This is a genomic window from Candidatus Saccharimonadales bacterium, from assembly GCA_035317825.1.
Lineage (GTDB): Bacteria > Patescibacteriota > Saccharimonadia > Saccharimonadales > Saccharimonadaceae > DATHGB01.
Genome location: DATHGB010000025.1, coordinates 43,283 through 61,889, shown reverse-complemented (window position 1 = coordinate 61,889; position 18,607 = coordinate 43,283). Strand labels below are relative to the sequence as shown.

19 protein-coding genes are annotated in these 18,607 nt (G+C 47.6%); 9 read left to right on the top strand and 10 right to left on the bottom strand.

Going from position 1 to position 18,607, the window contains the following annotated elements:
• Positions 1-18 precede the first annotated feature (18 nt).
• Positions 19-1,416, top strand: a complete 1,398-nt coding sequence (locus tag VK497_05110; GenBank protein ID HMI09744.1) for an FAD-binding protein — start codon at positions 19-21, stop codon at positions 1,414-1,416.
• A gap of 75 nt (positions 1,417-1,491) precedes the next feature.
• On the opposite strand, the gene VK497_05105 is transcribed toward VK497_05110, so the two are convergent.
• Entirely contained in the window at positions 1,492-1,638 is a 147-nt protein-coding gene (locus VK497_05105) for a hypothetical protein (protein ID HMI09743.1), read from the bottom strand.
• A gap of 225 nt (positions 1,639-1,863) precedes the next feature.
• On the opposite strand from VK497_05105, the gene VK497_05100 reads away from it, so the two are divergent.
• The gene (locus VK497_05100; GenBank protein HMI09742.1) at positions 1,864-2,259 is read left to right on the top strand and encodes a hypothetical protein; all 396 of its coding nucleotides are present in this window, start codon (positions 1,864-1,866) and stop codon (positions 2,257-2,259) included.
• A gap of 49 nt (positions 2,260-2,308) precedes the next feature.
• On the opposite strand, the gene VK497_05095 is transcribed toward VK497_05100, so the two are convergent.
• The 6 genes from VK497_05095 to VK497_05070 all read right to left on the bottom strand — a co-directional run bounded on the left by VK497_05095 (position 2,309) and on the right by VK497_05070 (position 9,775).
• On the bottom strand, positions 2,309-2,710 hold the full coding sequence (locus tag VK497_05095; protein ID HMI09741.1) for a cupin domain-containing protein: 402 nt from the start codon (positions 2,708-2,710) through the stop codon (positions 2,309-2,311).
• An 8-nt stretch (positions 2,711-2,718) separates the two neighbouring features.
• Positions 2,719-3,762, bottom strand: a complete 1,044-nt coding sequence (locus VK497_05090) for a zinc-dependent alcohol dehydrogenase family protein (GenBank protein HMI09740.1) — start codon at positions 3,760-3,762, stop codon at positions 2,719-2,721.
• Positions 3,763-3,876: 114 nt separating this feature from the next.
• Positions 3,877-4,449 (bottom strand): RNA ligase family protein, encoded by a 573-nt coding sequence (locus tag VK497_05085; GenBank protein HMI09739.1) that lies wholly within the window; start codon positions 4,447-4,449, stop codon positions 3,877-3,879.
• Between the two features lie 27 nt (positions 4,450-4,476).
• Positions 4,477-5,148 (bottom strand): LamG domain-containing protein, encoded by a 672-nt coding sequence (locus tag VK497_05080; protein HMI09738.1) that lies wholly within the window; start codon positions 5,146-5,148, stop codon positions 4,477-4,479.
• Positions 5,149-5,150: 2 nt separating this feature from the next.
• Entirely contained in the window at positions 5,151-7,085 is a 1,935-nt protein-coding gene (locus VK497_05075) for a hypothetical protein (GenBank protein ID HMI09737.1), read from the bottom strand.
• Between the two features lie 89 nt (positions 7,086-7,174).
• Positions 7,175-9,775 (bottom strand): right-handed parallel beta-helix repeat-containing protein, encoded by a 2,601-nt coding sequence (locus VK497_05070; protein HMI09736.1) that lies wholly within the window; start codon positions 9,773-9,775, stop codon positions 7,175-7,177.
• 42 nt (positions 9,776-9,817) lie between these two features.
• Between VK497_05070 and VK497_05065 the strand changes: the two genes are divergently transcribed.
• Positions 9,818-10,666: a helix-turn-helix domain-containing protein gene (locus VK497_05065; GenBank protein ID HMI09735.1), complete on the top strand. Its 849-nt coding sequence runs from the start codon at positions 9,818-9,820 to the stop codon at positions 10,664-10,666.
• A gap of 80 nt (positions 10,667-10,746) precedes the next feature.
• Here VK497_05065 and VK497_05060 read toward each other — a convergent pair whose 3' ends face one another.
• From VK497_05060 to VK497_05050, 3 genes are all read right to left on the bottom strand, one after another.
• Positions 10,747-11,850 carry a hypothetical protein gene (locus VK497_05060; protein HMI09734.1) on the bottom strand — a complete coding sequence of 368 codons (1,104 nt, stop codon included), beginning with the start codon at positions 11,848-11,850 and terminating at the stop codon, positions 10,747-10,749.
• A 150-nt stretch (positions 11,851-12,000) separates the two neighbouring features.
• Positions 12,001-12,420, bottom strand: coding sequence for a VOC family protein (locus tag VK497_05055; protein HMI09733.1), 420 nt, complete (start codon positions 12,418-12,420; stop codon positions 12,001-12,003).
• 49 nt (positions 12,421-12,469) lie between these two features.
• The gene (locus VK497_05050; protein ID HMI09732.1) at positions 12,470-13,162 is read right to left on the bottom strand and encodes a hypothetical protein; all 693 of its coding nucleotides are present in this window, start codon (positions 13,160-13,162) and stop codon (positions 12,470-12,472) included.
• A 173-nt stretch (positions 13,163-13,335) separates the two neighbouring features.
• Between VK497_05050 and VK497_05045 the strand changes: the two genes are divergently transcribed.
• From VK497_05045 to VK497_05020, 6 genes are all read left to right on the top strand, one after another.
• Positions 13,336-13,779 (top strand): MarR family transcriptional regulator, encoded by a 444-nt coding sequence (locus VK497_05045; GenBank protein HMI09731.1) that lies wholly within the window; start codon positions 13,336-13,338, stop codon positions 13,777-13,779.
• 94 nt (positions 13,780-13,873) lie between these two features.
• The gene (locus tag VK497_05040) at positions 13,874-14,920 is read left to right on the top strand and encodes a hypothetical protein (protein ID HMI09730.1); all 1,047 of its coding nucleotides are present in this window, start codon (positions 13,874-13,876) and stop codon (positions 14,918-14,920) included.
• A gap of 20 nt (positions 14,921-14,940) precedes the next feature.
• The gene (locus VK497_05035; protein ID HMI09729.1) at positions 14,941-15,993 is read left to right on the top strand and encodes a hypothetical protein; all 1,053 of its coding nucleotides are present in this window, start codon (positions 14,941-14,943) and stop codon (positions 15,991-15,993) included.
• A gap of 2 nt (positions 15,994-15,995) precedes the next feature.
• Positions 15,996-16,205 carry a hypothetical protein gene (locus tag VK497_05030; GenBank protein ID HMI09728.1) on the top strand — a complete coding sequence of 70 codons (210 nt, stop codon included), beginning with the start codon at positions 15,996-15,998 and terminating at the stop codon, positions 16,203-16,205.
• Positions 16,206-16,208: 3 nt separating this feature from the next.
• Positions 16,209-16,913 (top strand): hypothetical protein, encoded by a 705-nt coding sequence (locus tag VK497_05025; protein HMI09727.1) that lies wholly within the window; start codon positions 16,209-16,211, stop codon positions 16,911-16,913.
• A gap of 7 nt (positions 16,914-16,920) precedes the next feature.
• A complete protein-coding gene (locus tag VK497_05020) occupies positions 16,921-18,534 on the top strand; it encodes a hypothetical protein (GenBank protein HMI09726.1) in 1,614 nt (537 codons plus the stop codon).
• Positions 18,535-18,607: the final 73 nt, after the last annotated feature.

Genomic DNA, 18,607 nt, shown 5'->3' with positions numbered 1-18,607 from the left:
ACATATATAATACAAGCAATGGAAATCTCTCATCTTGCCCACATCGCAAAGGCAAAGCATATTCAGGAAACCGTCAAAAAACTTGCTCAATCCGGCAAGCAAGCAAAGATGTTTCATGGTTCAACCAACTCGACACGTCCGCCAATCGACCCAGATTTAGCAATTATTGATGTAAGCGATTTAAATGAGATTATAGAAATTAATATAGAAGATGGCTATGTTATTACAGAGCCAAACGTTCCACTCGACACACTCGTTAAAGCAACAGGTAAATTCGGATTTACGCTTCCAATGGTCGCAGAGTTTCCCGGCATTACGGCTGGAGGAGCGGCGCAAGGCGGTTCAGGCGAAAGTAGCTCGCACAAATATGGCCTGTTCAGCGACACCTGCCTAGAATATGAAGTTATTCTTGGAAATGGAGACCGGGTTTTCTGCTCGCCAACCAAGAATAAAGACCTGTTTCAAGGCTTAGCTTGCTCATTTGGCTCACTGGGTGTTTTAACAGCTATCAAAATCAAGATCATACGCTCTGCAAAGTACGTAAAACTGAATTATTATCCTACCGAGAACTACAAAGAAACAATCTCAATCGTTAAAGAACACGTCAATAAAGGTGCTGAATTTGTTGATGCGATTCAACTGTCCAAGAACAAAGGAGTTGTCGTGGTGGGTGAATATTCACATAAAAAAGTTGGGCAAGTAGCGCATTTTGCGCATGCATGGAATGAGTGGTTTTATCTGCACGTTGAAGAACGGCTTGCTCAAGGTATCTACGAAGAGCCTACTCCGCTGACAGATTATCTTTTCCGTTATGATCGGGGTGGTTTTTGGGTTGCTAAATATGGTTTTAGAGGCACAAAAATACAATTCAACCGAATGAACAGATTCCTCCTTTCTTGGATGTTCAAAACACGCACATTATTCAAGCTGCTACACAGTTCAGGATACTCATACCGTTATGTAGCTCAGGATATCTGCTTGCCGCAAGAAACGGTTAACAAGTTTTTAGAATACAACGACACTACTACAAGAATCTATCCACTTTGGATTTGCCCATTAAAGCCGACTGATAATAAGCTTGCGCCGACCGCACTTGATACAAAACTCGTTATAAACATTGGTATTTGGGGCGAACCACAAGAAACCGGCAAAGATTTTCGTACCCTAAATAGAGATATCGAAAATAAAGTCCATAAACTTGGAGGGCGAAAAGTACTCTACGCTCACGCATACTACACACCTGAAGAATATTGGACAATTTATGATAAAAAATGGTACGAAAAATTACGCAAAAAATACCATGCTGAAGTGTTATTTCCAGATGTGTACCGCAAAACTTTGACTAAGCCCTTAACAACTGAGCCATCGAGAAGACGTGCACTAATTGGTCTTTTAAAATCTCCCTATAAGCACTAGCGGGGTCACGAGAGAAAATGACTCATCGTGAGATGAGCCATTTTCATTTTCTATGAGTGGACCTTTATCGTATTTTCAATCCGTATTAGAAATATCCTGAAGAGATCGTATTTTCGCCTTCATGAAAGTCTTCATACGTTTCTTTAAGATAAGATCAATTTTTACCGGCGATGTGGTTCGCCTTGGTGTCTCAAGATAGTTAGACCAGTGTTGCTTGCTCATATATGCACTCCATTGCTTAAGAAATAAAAAACAACTAAAACAGATGCTTAGTTGGAACGGATTTTATTGTATGAAGCTGCCTGGTAAATGTTGCTGACCGTTATCAGCGTCATCATAACAGGAAACTAAGTGTATATATAAGACGCGCAGGGACCGGAGTATGGTTGTCTACATATAATTATACACCTAAAAGAACGAGGAGGATTTTTTTGCTATAGTTAAGACATGAAGATCCTTTTTATCTGCGATGGAAATGTAGCCCGAAGCCAAGAAGCAGAGATATTCCTTAATACATTCGCAAAAGGCAAGCACCAAGCTCTGAGTGCGGGAGTAAACCCTACCGTAGGTAAACCAATTGACCCACTCGTAATCGAAGTCATGAAAGAGCAAGGCTACGACATGGACCGAAGCGTGCGCAAACCGATTGACGAGGCAGTAGCAAGAGATGTGAATCTAATCGTCTCATTTAAGCCCACTGATGAATTACCCGATTTTGTACGTAAATTGAATAACATACGATATTGGAACGTAGCCGATCCCCGTGGACAATCACTTGAGTTTCACCGTCAAACCCGCGACATCGTAAGATCGAAGGTTGAATCTTTAATTAACGAACTGTGAGCTTCTTCTGAAGCAACTCTCTATTTATTAGTTACTGTATGTTTTGGAACTAAGTCTGTCCGTACTCCTCATCCGTAACCAGCTCACCCCATTCACTCTCGGGACCACTATCCTGAGCGGGAGCCTCCCAAATAGCAAGATGTGTCATAAAGTGATCCGGCGCGGCACCATGCCAATGCCACTGACCAGGAGGCGTGTAGATTGTGTCGCCAGCTCGAATTTCTTGGACTTCACCATCACGGGCTTGAGCCAATCCGACACCGTCAGTTACATGCAATGTCTGTCCGACAGCATGAGAGTGCCATGCGGTGTGAGTACCGGGCATAAAACGGACCGTATTAACACGCACTCGTGAAGGTTCTTCACCTTTAGCGATGACATTCATATAAACGTCGCCTGTAAACATTTCTTTTGGACCTTTTGTCGTTTCTGTTGGCGGTATGATTTTCATATTTCCTCCTATAGATTACTTACTCTTAGCAGCGACTTAATAGCTCGCCGTTCATCCATGGCTGCGTACGCTTCCTTGATATCATCTAAGTCTGTTCTTAGATCAAACACACGCCCCGGGTTAATGCGGCCTTCCAAAACATCGTCAAGTAATTTAGGTATGTACGCTCGAGCTGGGGCAGGACCGCCAAGAATTCCTATATTCTTGAAGAACATGTCGCTAAAAGGCAACTCGACATCAGTAGGTAAACCGACGACACCAATAATTGAACCTGGGCGAGCAATGCCAATTGCCGTTTGGACAGCTTCGTTTGTGCCAACGCATTCAAGTGCTGCATCAACACCGACATCATCCGTAAGTTTCATAATCGCTTCGACTGCGTCGCCGCCACGTTCCTCAACAATATCCGTTGCGCCGAATTCTTTCGCAAGTTTTTGACGGGCAGGGTTTCGACTAAGGGCAATGATACGTTTAGCGCCGAGCATTTTCGCTGCTATAACAGCGCAGAGCCCGACAGCGCCATCTCCCACAACTGCAACGGTGTCGCCTTTTTTAACGCCAGCGCTGATCGCTGCGTGATAGCCGGTACACATCACATCCGAAAGGGTAAGAAGGGAAGCTAACATATCTTCTGGGTAGTCTGATTTTGGCACTTTTACCAAGGTACCGTCAGCGAGGGGTACTCGCACGGCTTCACCTTGGCCTCCATCAGTAGAATCACTACCCCAACCACCGCCGTGCTGACAGTTTGCGGTCATGCCGACCTGGCAATGAGGACATGTTCCATCGCTATAAAGAAACGGAGCAATAACAAAATCGCCTACTTTGATGTTAGTGACATCCGAGCCAGTTGCTTCGACTATTCCAATAAACTCATGCCCAATAGGATTACCTATTTTTCTCTTACGTATTCCGCGATAAGGCCAAAGATCTGAACCACAAACGCAGGCCATCACGACCCGCACGACAGCATCGGTCGGATCCTGAATTTTAGGATCTGGTCGTTCATTAATCTCAACGTTACCCTTACCCTTAAAAATTGCTGCTTTCATAACACCCTCCTTATTCATTTACACGCACACCTGGTTGATCCTACCCCCTATATCCAGTGTAGGAACTTTAAGCACCTTAAGTCAAATATCCTTTCCGCAAAATATAAAGAGTTATCATTCTCGACGGTACTCTGGAGATTTATATTTCAATGCCATATGCGTTCGACTGTCTTGCGTGTAGACCCCTCTGATGTTTTTCGCAACAACACCCTCATAACCAGATTTTTTAGCTTTTTTAAGTATCTTATCCTTATCATCTGAATAAGGAGCGAGCTTGATGTTCGGCTGTGACTGAAATATTTCTTCAAGTGCCGCGCGCCTTACGGACCATCGCCTACCAACAAGCGGAATTCCGTCTATATCCAGCAGGTCAAACACGTAATAAACCAGCTTTGCCTCGGGCACTCGCAGCGTACGAAGATTGTGTTTGCCCTCAACCTCTCCGACTATTTCACCGTCGAACACCGCATCAAGATAGCTTGCCGCAGCTGCGATCTGACCTGCGACAATTGAAAATTTCTTTTCAGCGGTATAATCATTTCCGCCGCGGCTTACTAAACGTGATCTATCCTTGTCCGCATCATGATACGCAAGGAATCTCCAGCCGTCATATTTACGTTCATAAATCCAGTCTTTGCCCTCAGGCAAAGTTTCTGTTTTTTGGAGTAGCATGGGCAGATATCCCATACTTCTATTATAAGGCCTTAAAACAAACTATGTGACGGGGGTGTTCATGCCGATTATAACCTGCCCCTGAGTAAGGGCAGTACTAAAGACGCGGACATCATCAATATCAACGTCGGTATCATACGGGGCAACTGTACTCCAGCCCGCAACATAAAAAGCATCGCCGGTTCCTATATTCCCCGTAGCCGCTAGTGATGTCACAAGCACACCATCTTTATATAGATATATTATGGAACCATTATAGGTCAGGGCGATATGCGTCCATGTGTTCAACGTCAGAGCAGTACCGTGTAACTCTTTTAGACTTCCCCCTATTCGTATATCGGCCTGTAGGACATCCGACGTGCCAAAATCTGCACGCTGAGTGAATATACCGACCTGAGTATTAGCCGAGCTATCGACAAACCCTAACGCAAAATGCGTCGTACCCGCGGCAAGATTTAAAGGGCGAATCCAAGCCATAATCGTAAGAGTATCCGCTGGTCCTATGAAAGATCCGGTAGCACCCTGTCCCGTAGTGGTATTAGTTATGCCAAATCCCGTATGGCCAGTCGTCCAAGTTGTTGCGTTAAGAGTAAGTGTGCGACCGTGAGTGGACGAATCTACAGTTGTAAGGCCTGAGCCTTCGCTAAAGCTATAGGCAGCCATAGGCGCAGGTAGCGCACTTTGCAGAAGTACACTTCGGGCTGAACCAAGCATGGCTAGAAGCCCCCGGGGCCCGCCGACCCGTACCACGTAGTACCGCCGTCAACAGTATCGAGTAAGATCTTATCCATTTTTAACGAAGTTGTCGACAAAAAGGGCGCTCCGGCCGCCCCCCATTTAACGGATGCGGGCCATGTAATCGTGCGTAGCCCTGTTCCATCTTGAAATACATACAAAAGCATTGATCGGTAAGCTCCTGTTGCAGGACCAGTCAAAGTAATCGTGCAGTTTGCGGTTAGGGTTAATTTTTGAACATTTCCATTTATAAGGTCTAGTGTCTTAGCAGCTCCGGAACTTCCAGCGTCAAAATAAGTTTCGCCACCACCGTTAATAGGAGAAACGCCCCCGCCCGCAGCAGGAGTAGCCCAAGTATTATCTCCACGAAGATACGTCGTACTATCTGCTGTTCCAGATCCAAGTTGAGCAGTCGGGACATGTGTTGAAGCATTCAAACTAGCATATCCGTTAGCTATATTTTTATTAGCAGCTTGCTCAGCACCAGTAATGCGGGTATCGTTGCCCTGGGCAATAGTACCGGCTGCGACTCCAAAGTTAGCAGAAATAGTACGGTTAGCGCTTAAATCGCCACCTCCCGTTAACCCCGTACCGGCAGAAACAGTGGTTGCAGTACTAGCTTTCCCCCCAAGCGCCGTCGTCGTAGCCGTAGAGACCGGCTTATTCGCATCACTGGTATTGTCAACGTTAGCGAGGCCAAGATCAGTCTTTACTTGAGCAGGCGTGCGATTAGTCCAAACACCAGCTTTCCGTTGGAGGAGGTCATCGTTCGTTGGGGTGAGAGCAGCAATGGCGGTTAGGTCGGTGTCAATGGGCTGTTTAGCAGCAAGGTCGGTCGTTAAGTTCTGGATTTTACTTTGCACAATTGCCGCGCTGGCTGAAATGTTAGCGTCGGTAATAGTGGTGCCTGCTATCTTAGCCCCAGTAACGGCAGCGGTGTCTATGGTCCAGGTGGCACCCGAACCCGAGACAGTAATATCGCCCTTGTCGCCGTCGGTAACGCCACCAGTAGTGTCGGTCCCGTTGACCCAGTTGGTGCCATTGTATTTGAGGACTTCACCGTTAGCTGGCGTGATGATGATAACATCAGCCAGGGCGTTGATGGAGGCTGCCGCAATTCTAGCATCAGCTCGAGTGTCGGCAGCGGTGTTAAAGTCAGAGATCGTCGCGGCGGTTTGTGTTCCGGTGTGGTTAGTACGGTTAAGCAAGGTAGCATCAGAGCTGTTCGCCGTGGCGCCGGTGGCGATGCCAGCTAGTTTGGTTTTTTCAGTAGCTGAATATTGCTTAAAGGTGGTGCCGTCGGTAATGTCGTCTTGGGTGGCAGCAGTACCTGCAGTAACAAGACCTTTTGTGTCGTAGGTGATTTTGGTATTGGTGGCACCGGTAATGGCACCGTTAGCCGTAACCTTGCCGTTGAGAGCAGTCTGGGTAGCCGTAGAGACGGGTTTATTCGCGTCGGAGATATTGTCGACGTTAGCGAGGCCAACAGCGGTCTTGTCGAGTGTTTGGAAGCTCTTATCACCACGGTAGTATTGGGCAGTAGAGCCAGCGGTAATGAGGGGTTCCTTGGTGGCAAGACCAGGAACAATAGGATTAGGGTAGGTACCGCCTAGGTCGCCTCCCGCGGCGCCGGATGGAGCGCCGCCGCCACCAACCACGTCCCATTTAATACCACCAGACACTCCGGTATCCCGAACGAGGACTTCACCGGTAGCGCCACCAGGAGCAGAGAGCTTCGGAGCCGTGACCGACCCATCTTGCAAAGTGGTATTGGTGACAGAATTGTCTTGCAATGAGGTGGCACTCACTGCATCAGGCTTGAGAGCGCCAGCTGAGGTGAGGGATTGTAGTAGGTAATCGTTAAGGACATCACCCCAGTCTCCATCGTCCGAGCCAGGAATTGGTAATCTTGCCATGTCTTTCTTGCCTAACTTATGTTGTTATTTTTATTACTACGTTTACTTAAATTTTATCAAAATGCTCGTGATTAGTAAAGCTGCTCAACTTATATATCTCCTATTATAAAGTCATCTGCATACACTGTATTACCAACGGTTCCGGAACTACTGGAAAATTCGACAAATACGTTCACCGTACCGACAGGCGCAGTAACGTTCATGTTAGCCTGCTGCCATCCTGTCGTCAAACCAGCAAGAGGAACCGGGTCGGTTTGTAGAAGTGTATTAGCATCGCTATACCACTTGACCCTCATCGTTACGCTAGAGGTAGCCCCGAATCCCTGCTTCGCCCAAAAACTGATATGCTTATTGCCGGGTCCTGATGGTAAACCTGGCCAGTTATTAAGGTCGGCAGCCCAACCGCCCTCATCCGTAACATTAATTTTGAGACTATGCGTACCGCTATGCGCTTCAAGCGTTGACTGCGTTACACCGGCCGAATACCAAGGCTCCCAATGACCGATCGAACCTTCAAGTGTTGCCGTATCAGTATCTAAGCTATTTGCAACTGGCGCAGGTCCTAACAGACCATCAAACGTACTCCCGTTATCTTGCAAGAAGGGTGCTGCCCGCCAGGAACCGTAGTAAATCTTTTCGCCATACCCCTTGGCAAAACGCCAGTTGCCAAAATATTTATTGTTATAAAATTTATTGTTATTGTTCAACATAACATCATTTTGAACATTGGCTACGTTGTATGCGAGAGGTACCCATGCTCCATAGGTCGGCCCAGTGTTCATATTGTCGGCGCCAGTTGCAAAGAGTGCCTGAACACCACAGTAGCTCCCAACACAAGGTACTACAGTTGGATCAAAGCGGAACTCATTATTAAACACTTGCACGTTTTTAGCATGCCAACGACAGTCTGCCGTATAAGGCGCATTCTTTATCTGCGTATAGCATGGGTGGGTGGTACTGATAGGATTAGGGTAATCGAAATCATGTGGTTCAGGAATAAGTGTTGGTAAAACAAATGGCGTACAGTAGCCTTTGCTCGTATTACCATTTGAGTTACAGAAGCGGTTAGAGTTTTCGTAGATAGAAACACCTGAGAAATTATCTTCTAGAAGGTTATTTTTAATCTGGAAGTCGGTGCTACCGCTAGTGCTTGATTGAAGCCGGCTATCACCGCCCGATTCGGAAATGTAGATTGCTGGGCCAGGGGAACCGGTGTTATTTTGACCAGTTGTCCAAGCGTTACGCTTGAGGACGTTCCGGCTAATAGTGGCATTGTAGCTAATTTCGTACCAAATACCTTCACCACTGTTATGCTCAATCCAGTTACTGTCGAATAGGAAGTCAATGTCGTTAGTGTCAGCCCATAAACCGGTGCTAAGATTGTCATGCACGTAGTTGTTAGTTACGGCTGCACCTTCAACATCCCAGAATTTACCAGCACCAGTACAGCCACAGCCGTCAATGAGGCTTTCCCAATCGTCTTGGTTATTACCGGAGATTTCATTGTGATCGATGACGATGTCTTTAATGGCCGAGTCGCCGCTAATAGGCATCTTAAACATGCTAAAGCCATACTGCCCATTATCTTTCATGCAGTTGTTGCGTACTTGGTTTTCGCTTCCCATAAAGATTGCTGCACCGTCGTTATGATGAGCATTGAGGTATTCCATCGTCCAGCCATCACCCGCATCGTGGTTAATTACCCCTTCATTATTATTGACGGGCTCCGTAACATTAGGATCGCTCATATCGACTCCAAAGTTACGGATCTCAAGGTAGGCCACACGCACATTCGTAGCGTTTCCTTGAAAGGCATATCTATTGATGAATTGACCATCGATAATGGCACCTGGAGCACCGATATACGTGCTTCCTTCACCAGCCGTTATGCTGCTGAATATACCCGAACCAAGCGTATGGACTCCCGGTGCAAACCAAAAGGTTTTGTTCGCCTGATTCAAGCTGAAGCCCGCATTATCACCAGCAGGAACAGTTATTGCACCCGCTGGGGCGCTTGTTGGCCCTCCGTCTAGGACCCCGTTACTACAAACCTCCATGCTAGTAGGAAGGGAAGACCACCACCCACCAGCGGTGCGAACACCATCTTCAAGGCCGCTTGGATCATCCGGATCGCTCGGGCCGGAGTCACCGCCAGAATTACCACTCGAATTCTGCGATCCACCAGTACTTGCAGTAACTACGCTAGATTTCTTGCGAGGAAGGGAACCTACCATGTCGCTAGACGAGTCATCCGAAGGCACAACCTCATCAGACTCAACAGTAAAAGTAAATACTTTGCTCTTCACGCTACTGCCCTTGGTGTCGTACGCAATTGCCTGCAGCGTATGCTCGCCAGCCGAAAGCTGTGCGATACTTATCGTGACTGCAAAAGGTGCTTCAATGCTCCTAGCGGCAACTTTGTCATCCAGTAGGTATTCGACTTTTGAAATCGCTGCACTATTATCTGAATCAATAGCAATTTCAAGGGTTTTGCTATCATTGATTGTCTTAAAACTATCATCAGAAATAACTAATTTAATCGAGGGTAAGATATTTGATATCTTATTGTCGGGTGGATTAGTTGCCGAATCTTTAGGCTGCAAAACAATAAACAACCAGAAACCAAGCCCTATGAAGGCCCCCACGGTGACGATGATAGTTAGTAATTTTTTAATTTTTGTTTCCCTCACAAAGCACGAATGCCCTATATACCCGCTATAATACATAAAGAGATGGTAAAAAGCTTGCAAAAATCCGCAAAACGCTTACGCGAACTTAATCTCCCTCATCCGGGTATTCTTGACCAGGAAGGATTCAAGGCTCATTTCGAGCTACACTGCTACGAACCATCAGATATTCTGCAGCCTTTTGTGACGCACATTTGGACTCAGCGCCAAAAATCCTCTACGCAGACACCGTATCAGCCAATCGAAATCCTATCCGGTCCAAATGTGTATCTATTCTTTTCAGCAAAAAAAGCATTCATCCATAGCACTATCCCTGGAAAATTTAGATACAACCCGCACGCCGATGGCGTTATCGCGGGGGTTAAGTTCCAACCCGGTGGCTTTTATCCGTTCCTGAAACGTCCACTGTCAGAAATGATGGACAAAACTATACCGGTCACCGCCGTATTTCCAGGGGCAGACGCTGATTTTATCTCAAAACTTTTGGCATCCTCGGACAAAGAGATAGTCAGCAGCCTTGAAGCGTTATTGACCAGCAGGCTTCCCGCGTATGATAGGAATCTCCAGCTTGTAGGTAAAATCATGGCCGCGCTTGATACCAATGAACTGCCTCAAAACGTCAAGGGTATAGCGAAAACGATAGGTAAGAGTGAGCGCTCGTTACAACTCCTTTTTCACACGTACGTTGGCGTCTCTCTAAAATGGGTACTCACCCGCAGAAGGTTACTTGATACCATACGGCAGGTTCATACCCACGCAGGCATCACATGGACAGAAGCCGCTGCCGAACAAGGCTACAGCAGCCAGTCACACTTCACCCGCGAATTTAAAAGCGCAACCGGGGTATCACCCTCACAATATTTAAAGGCGACACGTACGGATACGAACAAATAGCACGGGTCTATAAAATAAATTCCTATTAGTCAGTCCAGCCAGACGAGCCGCATCGTAGCGGCCCGCCTGGCTGGGATACGTCAACGGAGGGATGAGAATGCCTCCCGGATACTCTCTAGGAGCTCACGGGCACGTCCCGTTATCATCCGTCCCATTCCGCACGGGGTGCTTAGCGCAAAAGCAGCCGCACCCTTCTTTTCGAGTACGTCAGCCAAGGCGTTAGCAATCTGGGCGATTTTGCTGGCCCGAAGATTCCGATGCACGATGCCAAAGGCGTACAACACGCCCTCGGGTAGGGGATTGAGCCGCCTGGCGTACCTCCACCGTGTCCACCACGTCACCCTAGGAGCATGCCGGCCATCCCCGAACGGATCATGGATAGCGAACAGCCTGTAGTTCTCCCATAGCGGAAGAGCAGTGATCGCGTTAACCATCGCGATCTTGGCACCAACCGCCTGCAGCCACCTTGGCACAAGCGCTCTTCCGCCCAAATCACCCCAGCAGAGGTGAAAGGCAAAAGCCGTTCCCTCGGGAAGCTGAAGGATGATCCGTTCGATCGACCTCAGAAAAAGCCCGTAGAACTTTTGCCGCAGCCAGTTCGGCATCGGCAATAGCGCGCCGAGTGCCATTTCAAGAGGCAACTCGAATTGCAGCACAATCTCCGGATCACCTGGCTTGCGGAGGGCGAGGATCTCCTTAGCATCTTGGACAATCTTCTCTTCAAACTTCTTCTGGTTGAAAAGAATGACACCCGAAAACAGCTTGATCGCCCAAGCGGTGGCAATACCTCGCATGAAACGCGCGCCCGTAGGCTTGCTTTTCTCGGAGGCCTTGAAGTTCTCGTAATCCTCTTCCGCCCATTTGGCATAGCCGAGATTAGGCAGATGCCCATCCGCAATCCGCCGGTTGATCCGCCTCCAGTGCCATAGGCCCCGGAGCGCCCTACCGGCATAGTGCCGGTACTTTGTTCCATACGACTCATCTGGTTCTGAAATACCGACCGCCCGAGCGATTGCCTGGGCAATGTAGACCACCCAGCTACGCTCTCCTGGGCGTACTTCTCCTCCTCCGCGAACGGCAGGTTTTGGCGTATTGACAGCGGCGAACTTTTCCGCCACTTCCGGATTACCCATATTGCCAACGTTGGGCATACTGCCGACGTTGTAGGTGAACCACTTTCGCATACACACCTCCTAGTAGAAGTTGGCGTATCATCTCTCTCGAGACCTTATTTATTATATGCAATGCCGCACACAACCAACAAGTTCATGCTATTGAAAATTATAAAAACCCCACCTAAAAATAGGTGGGGTTCTGCCGTTTAAAGCTAGCTACTACGCTTCTTTTTTACCAGCGATGCTCACCATCCACTGAATGCCGAACTTGTCATTCACCATGCCGAATTTGTCACCCCAAGGAGCGCTTTCAAGTGGCTGCGTGACCGTGCCACCTTCGGAAAGCTTGTTAAAGTAACCGGCTAGTTCCACGTCACTATCGCCACTGAGTGACATACTGACATTCGTACCAGGTTTGTATTCCATGCCGTTAGGAGTGTCTGATGCCATAAAGGTAATACCGTTTTCGGCTTCGAGCATAGAGTGCATGACCTTGTCAGCTTCACCTGGATCTTCAGAAGCATGGTATTCCTCGAAAGTATGGACTTCGAGTTTGCCGCCAAAGACGGTTTTATAAAATTCCATCGCTTCACGGGCGTTATCTTTAAAACCTAAATATGGGTTTAGTTTTGATTGCATAGTTCCTCCTACATTATGATTATGTCTTTATTATACAGTCAGATCTTGCTTATTTACCACCCCGTCCGCGATTCCAAAAACCCTTTAAGACTGATCGTGTCCATCTGGTATAAAACAAGGCCACGCTAGCCGTAGCTACAACGATTGCCGCACCTATTGACGGCAGGACAAAGTCTGGCAATGGCAACGCTTTTTTGCCCGAATCTATCGTAGGTAAGCGGGGGGAGACTGATTGGGGGTAGGGTTGGTTGAGTATTGCAGGAAGTTCCAAAAGTTGTCCCGGCTTCGTATTATCTATACCCAAGAAGGACAATATGGACGAAGAGATTAACGGTGGGTCAAAGTAGACCGTTATCGGTGGTACCGAAGGACCTTCTCCACCGCCGTTAAAGGCTATTGCGCCTAAAATATTGACATCACGCTCAAGTTCAATTTCCACGGAAAACGCACCATTTTCACAAAGTGGCATACCAACGGTAACCCCGTTACGGCTAATGACCACGTACGCGGTATCCGGCGAACACGTCCCTTCAACCGTAATAATTGGCGTGGTGAAATGCTGAAAGTTGGTGGGAGACGTAATAATTGCGGGACTCGTAGGAGGCGGAGGGGCTACCTTAGCCGTCACGTCATAGGATTGGGCGCTACTTTGGACTACATGCAGGAGTGACGAAAACAAAAGGCAAAGCCCAAAGAGGCCAAAAACCGCAAGCCGCGACAATAGTCGTACTTTTGAAACCAATTGATATATAAAATACAAATTCACTGAGAGAACCATCTCGTCAAACCGTAGCATTTAATTTATTACATTAGGTAGCTACACTAACCTATAGAAATAGTAACATATAGTATAATTATACACATAGGACTGCAGAGGTATGTCCGAATTCTGAATTTTCCCAAGGAGATAATCGTATGAACAGAGCAAAAATGATCGTCAATATCGTGAGCGATTTCGCTGTTTTAAGGCGTCGGTCGTCACAAATAATGGATAGTTGGTGGAAAGGCTATAGCCGTTCCCAGCGCGAACTACTAGGCATTTTAGCGCGTCACCCTGAAGGAACAAGCATAAAAGAGCTTGCCAGTATCGTAGGTGTCAGCAGCAGCGCGATCACGCAACGCGTGGAGTCCCTGCAGAAGCTTGATTTAGTCGAACGTAATATGTCATCGCATGATAACCGGTTCGTTAGGGTAGCACTTTCAAAAAAAGCATTTGACGGCCTACGAAAAGCACTGCCATCTTATGCCCGATTTGCGGATAAAAGCTATTTTCACACGCTTGATGATGAGGAATTGAAGCAGTTCAGCCTGTTAATGGGAAAGTTAGCCCAGGGCATAGAACCAACGACAAATAAGTAGGTAAGTTACGTTACCTAATTTGCTTGCATATAAGTTGTATAGTGATTATACTTAAGGTAAATTAAATTGTCGTCATCACGACGAGGGTAGTGTAATGAATCATATACATAAGCAAGTAACTTTTGTCACGAACAGAGTATTACTGGCAGCGGTTATTGCGTTGTCACTAGTTCTTCCACTTTTATCACATAGCTTTGCAGCGGCAGCCGACCTAGGACAGGCAACCGTCAGATTCGACCGAATGCAGACAAGTGCCCCAACCACAGGAACAATCTGCGCAAAACCAACAAGCACCGCTACCGAGGCGGACGTTCAAGTAACGTTTCCTACGGGCTACACCTTAGGAACAGCTGCTAACTTCACGACGAGCACCACTAACTTAGCTTGGCCAACAGGCGGAACGGCGTGGGTTGGCATCAACACGGCAACGAACGTCACGGGACAAGTCGTGACGTTCCCTAGTGGTGACCTTACCGCTAGCACGCTCTACTGCTTTAACTGGATAAACAGTGCGGCAGTCACCGTAAAAGCCAGCGCGACAAGTTCTAATACGGGTACGGTCCTCACCAGGACGGTAACCCCAACGGATATTGATAGTGCGGGCTATAGCACGGCCAGCATAGCAAACGACCAAATTATCGTTTCGGCAACCGTTCCTTCGACATTCTCTTTCGCGCTAAGCGGTAGCACCGATGCGCTTGGTACGCTTACGACAAGTAGCGTCACTACGAGTCCTACGCCACGGACAGCAACCGTTAACACCAATGCTAAGAACGGTTGGATGGTATGGTCTAAAGATTTAAATACCGGCCTTACGTCAGCAACGGCATCATACACGATTGGATCAACGACCCCTGGTTCGAACAGTACGCTCGTCGCGGGAACGCAAGGATATAATACCGGTATTACCTCATCACAAGTAGGTGGATCTGGTACGCTTACCGTCGCCGCGCCTTTCGTAGGAACTGGTGCAGGCCAAGGTGGCGGCCTTGACACGACCCTAAGGACGCTTGCGTCTTCAAACGGTACTGCCGATACCGCAGTGCTCACCATCAAGAACAACGCGGCAATCAGCCCAATCACAGCCTCAGCTAGTGACTACACGGATACGCTAACCGTTATAGGTGCCGGACTGTTTTAAACCCCTTTAGGAAAACATATATGAGCAAACATCTTCGTCGTATTATTTTGTCGCTAGCGATGCTTTCAGCATCGCTCAGTGCTAATGTAATATTTCAGCATCAAACGGCTTCAGCCGCTGAGGGCGAATTTTACTTAGAAGTTTCGCCATCACCAGTCGTGACTACGGTAAAGCCCGGGGAAAGCAAAACGATCGATTTCAAAGTGCGGAATGCCGGACCGCAAACTGAGAAACTGAAGATCGAACCTCGTAGTTTTAAGATCAATAATACGACCGGCGAAGTGCAGTTCGATGACACGAAACCTCCTGAAATAGCCAGCTGGATAAAGTTTAAAGCAAGCACCTTTGAAGTAAGCCCGGGACAGTGGTACGACCAACAGCTCACGATCGACGTCCCAAAGGACGCGGGGTTTAGCTATTCTTTCGCAATGCTGATTCAAAGAAATGATCAGCCGTCAAAGGAATCGGGGCGGTCAATCAAAGCCCAGATAGGCGTGTTCGTCTTGCTGAACATTGACCGGCCAGGCGCTACTCGCAAACTTGAGATAGAAAGCGTTTCCACTGATAAAGGCATGTACGAATATCTTCCTTCTACGATCAACGTAAAGATCAGGAACACGGGTAATACTATCGCGCAGCCAGCCGGTGATATATTCTTACAGCGCGATTCCAAGGATAACAACCCGATCGATATTTTAGCAGTCAACAAAGGCGGGGGATATATCTTACCTGGCACGACCCGTACTTTCTCTGTCGACTGGGATAACGGGTTTCCCGTTGAGCGTACCGACGGAACGGACGCATCTAAAAAAGTAGACTGGAATTGGTCAAATCTTTCTAACATACGCGTAGGCCACTACACCGCCAAAGTTGTCGCGATATATAACGATGGCCAGCGTGACATACCTATTACCGGAGAAGCCGGCTTTTGGGTTATTCCTTGGAAAATATTAGCTGGGCTCTTACTGTTTATACTATTACTCGTTGCGGGCATATGGTCGCTAACAAGTAAAATCCTTAAATTTTCCCGACCGAAGCATAGGACGACAAAAATCAAACGAATGAAGCACTAGGCATGGCAAGTGAACTACAAGATAAACTAACAAAACAGCAAATAACCCGACGTGAGTTTTTACAAATTACGGGAGCTGTTTTATTAGGTATTCTTGGGATCAGCCGGCTTATTACCATCGCCACGCAACTTAAATCTGGCGATATTGAAGCGGTCAGTAAAACGACAACCGATTCCAACAAAGGGTTTGGCACCAGGAAGTTCGGAGCGTAGCGTATGGCCGAGCAACGATTACCAATAGTCAACAGTGACGACGGCGTATGGGGTGATATTATTCGCCAGTTCCTCATGAAGGAACACTATAACGATGATACCGATAACCCCACGGAAAACGGCGGGCACGAAACGGTTACGATCCGCGCAGGAACCGCTACGGCAGGTACAGCGCCTCTAAAACTGACATCAGGCACGCTTTTAAGCGCCCCAGAAGTAGGGGCAACTGAATTTAACACCGATAGCCTATTCTTTACCATCACCACCGGTACGGTCCGTAAGAAGGTTGCCCTGTATGACGATTCCTCCGGCGCGACAGGCGACACCTACTACCGCGACTCGTCCGGCAACTTCGTACGCCTAGCTGCCGGTGGAGCAGGGAAGACACTCCGTGTCAGTGGTGGGTTGCCAGCATGGAGCGACGCGACACTAGCGACCAGCACCAAAACAAGCAACTATACGATCGCAGGTACTGACGTCGTCATATTCGCGAATGCCGCTAGTGGAAACGTTGCGATTACCTTGCCGACAGCTTCTGCCAATTCCGGATACCGCTTTTACGTTAAGCGTATCGACGGTTCTGGAAATACCTGCTCTGTCGCGCGCTCTGGATCAGATACGATCGATGGCCAGACAAGCATATCACTTGATCTTCAATACACGTCGCTGACAGTTATCTCAGACGGAAGCACATGGTATATAATATGAGACGACTATGACGTATCTTCCTCCAATGAACGGTGGCCGTATCAACGCCACTATCGGTGGCAACACGGCCGGTGCAGGCGCACTGGTTTCTTCAGGTACGCTCACTTTTGCTGGCGGTAACAATATTACGCTTAGCCAAGCAGGAAACGCCATTACAATTTCCGGTGCTGCCGGAGGTCTAACTAATATAAATGTTAGTGGTAGCAACTCCTCCAGCAACATGAGTGCCATAAAATTTTCGAACTCAAATGGTGTTAGTTTTGGCCTCACGACCGGCTCGGTCATTACCGCTTCGCACAACGGCTTAACTTCTCAGAGCAATCAGGCACTGAGCGCAGCCAATGGATCATTCACATTTCAAACAGCTACTTTTGCTAATAGCAACGGAATATCTTTCTCAACGGGCACACAGGGGTTCTACGCTTCACATAACGGTATTACCTCACAGACGAACCAGACACTTGGAATAAATGTAACTGGCAACACTCTACAAACTAATTCAGGTACAGTTGATGCACGCAGTCTCACTTTCAATGGTCTAGGCGGGGTAAGCGTCGGCTACAGCAATGGCTCTGTTCAGATCTCTGGTGGTGCCGGAGGGGGAGGCGGTGGTATTGCACTTGCCAATTCACAGACGACATATACAAGTGGCACTGCTAATCTTGCTGTTGCCGGAGGTGCGATGACCATCGCCTCGACAACGGGACAATCGTTCAACTTTTCTGTCCCGCAAACATCCAGCCTATCCGCAACAGGCGCGTTGAGTATTTCTACGAACGGCTCAACGATTAGCATGGGTGTGCCTGCGTTTTCAGCTGGAATAAGCAATATTGGTAACACCGCTGGGACAAGTGGGACTGCCTCAAACCAAGTAGTATTTGCAGGCGGCAACAATATTACTCTCAGTCAATCGACAGATGCCGGCGGAAATACTATTACGATCTCAGCAGGTGCTGGCGGAGGTGGTGGCGCGCAGACAATGGACTTTTACCAGAACATGGATCGTGGTGGAACTGCTGTTCTAGGAACTACAAACAACTCCGTATTCTTCCAACGCCTCAATCAAGAGAATGCTAATTTCGCAGCAAATATTACAGCCAATACCGTTCTGCTGAATATGAGCGGCAACATGAACACTTCATCTTCCTCATCACACACCATGACAGTTCATATAGGAGTTTACAGTGATAATGTGACTAATTTATCACTTCTTAATTCAGCATCTACTTCTTGGGGATTTACCGCTAATACAAGTAACTCTGCCAACTATCAGAGCGCTCGTTGGCTTAGCTTTGTAAGCTCTCAATGGTCTTCATTGCCTGCTTTCGCAGAAGGAGGCGAATATGTGTTTGGCCTGTTAATTCGTTCGACTGGCTTCGGCCCACCTCTATCATGGATCGGCCAGAACTACATGACTTCTGCACAGCGTGGCGGAACGATTGGCGTCAGTGTTGCCACGGCTACCACATTAGCTCAAGGCAATTATTGGAATGGGCTATACTCGGCTTCTTCTAGCGTACTACCGACGGTCGTAAGTTCAAATCAGGTTAACCGCAACCACGCTATGGCCATCTTTATACCGCACGTTATCCTTAACAATCGTTACTCGGGAACATTTTAATAGCTAAAAGTAATCATATTAGAGTACGAATAAAAAAATACATCAACGGCAGCACCTGCATCGGTCACTTAAC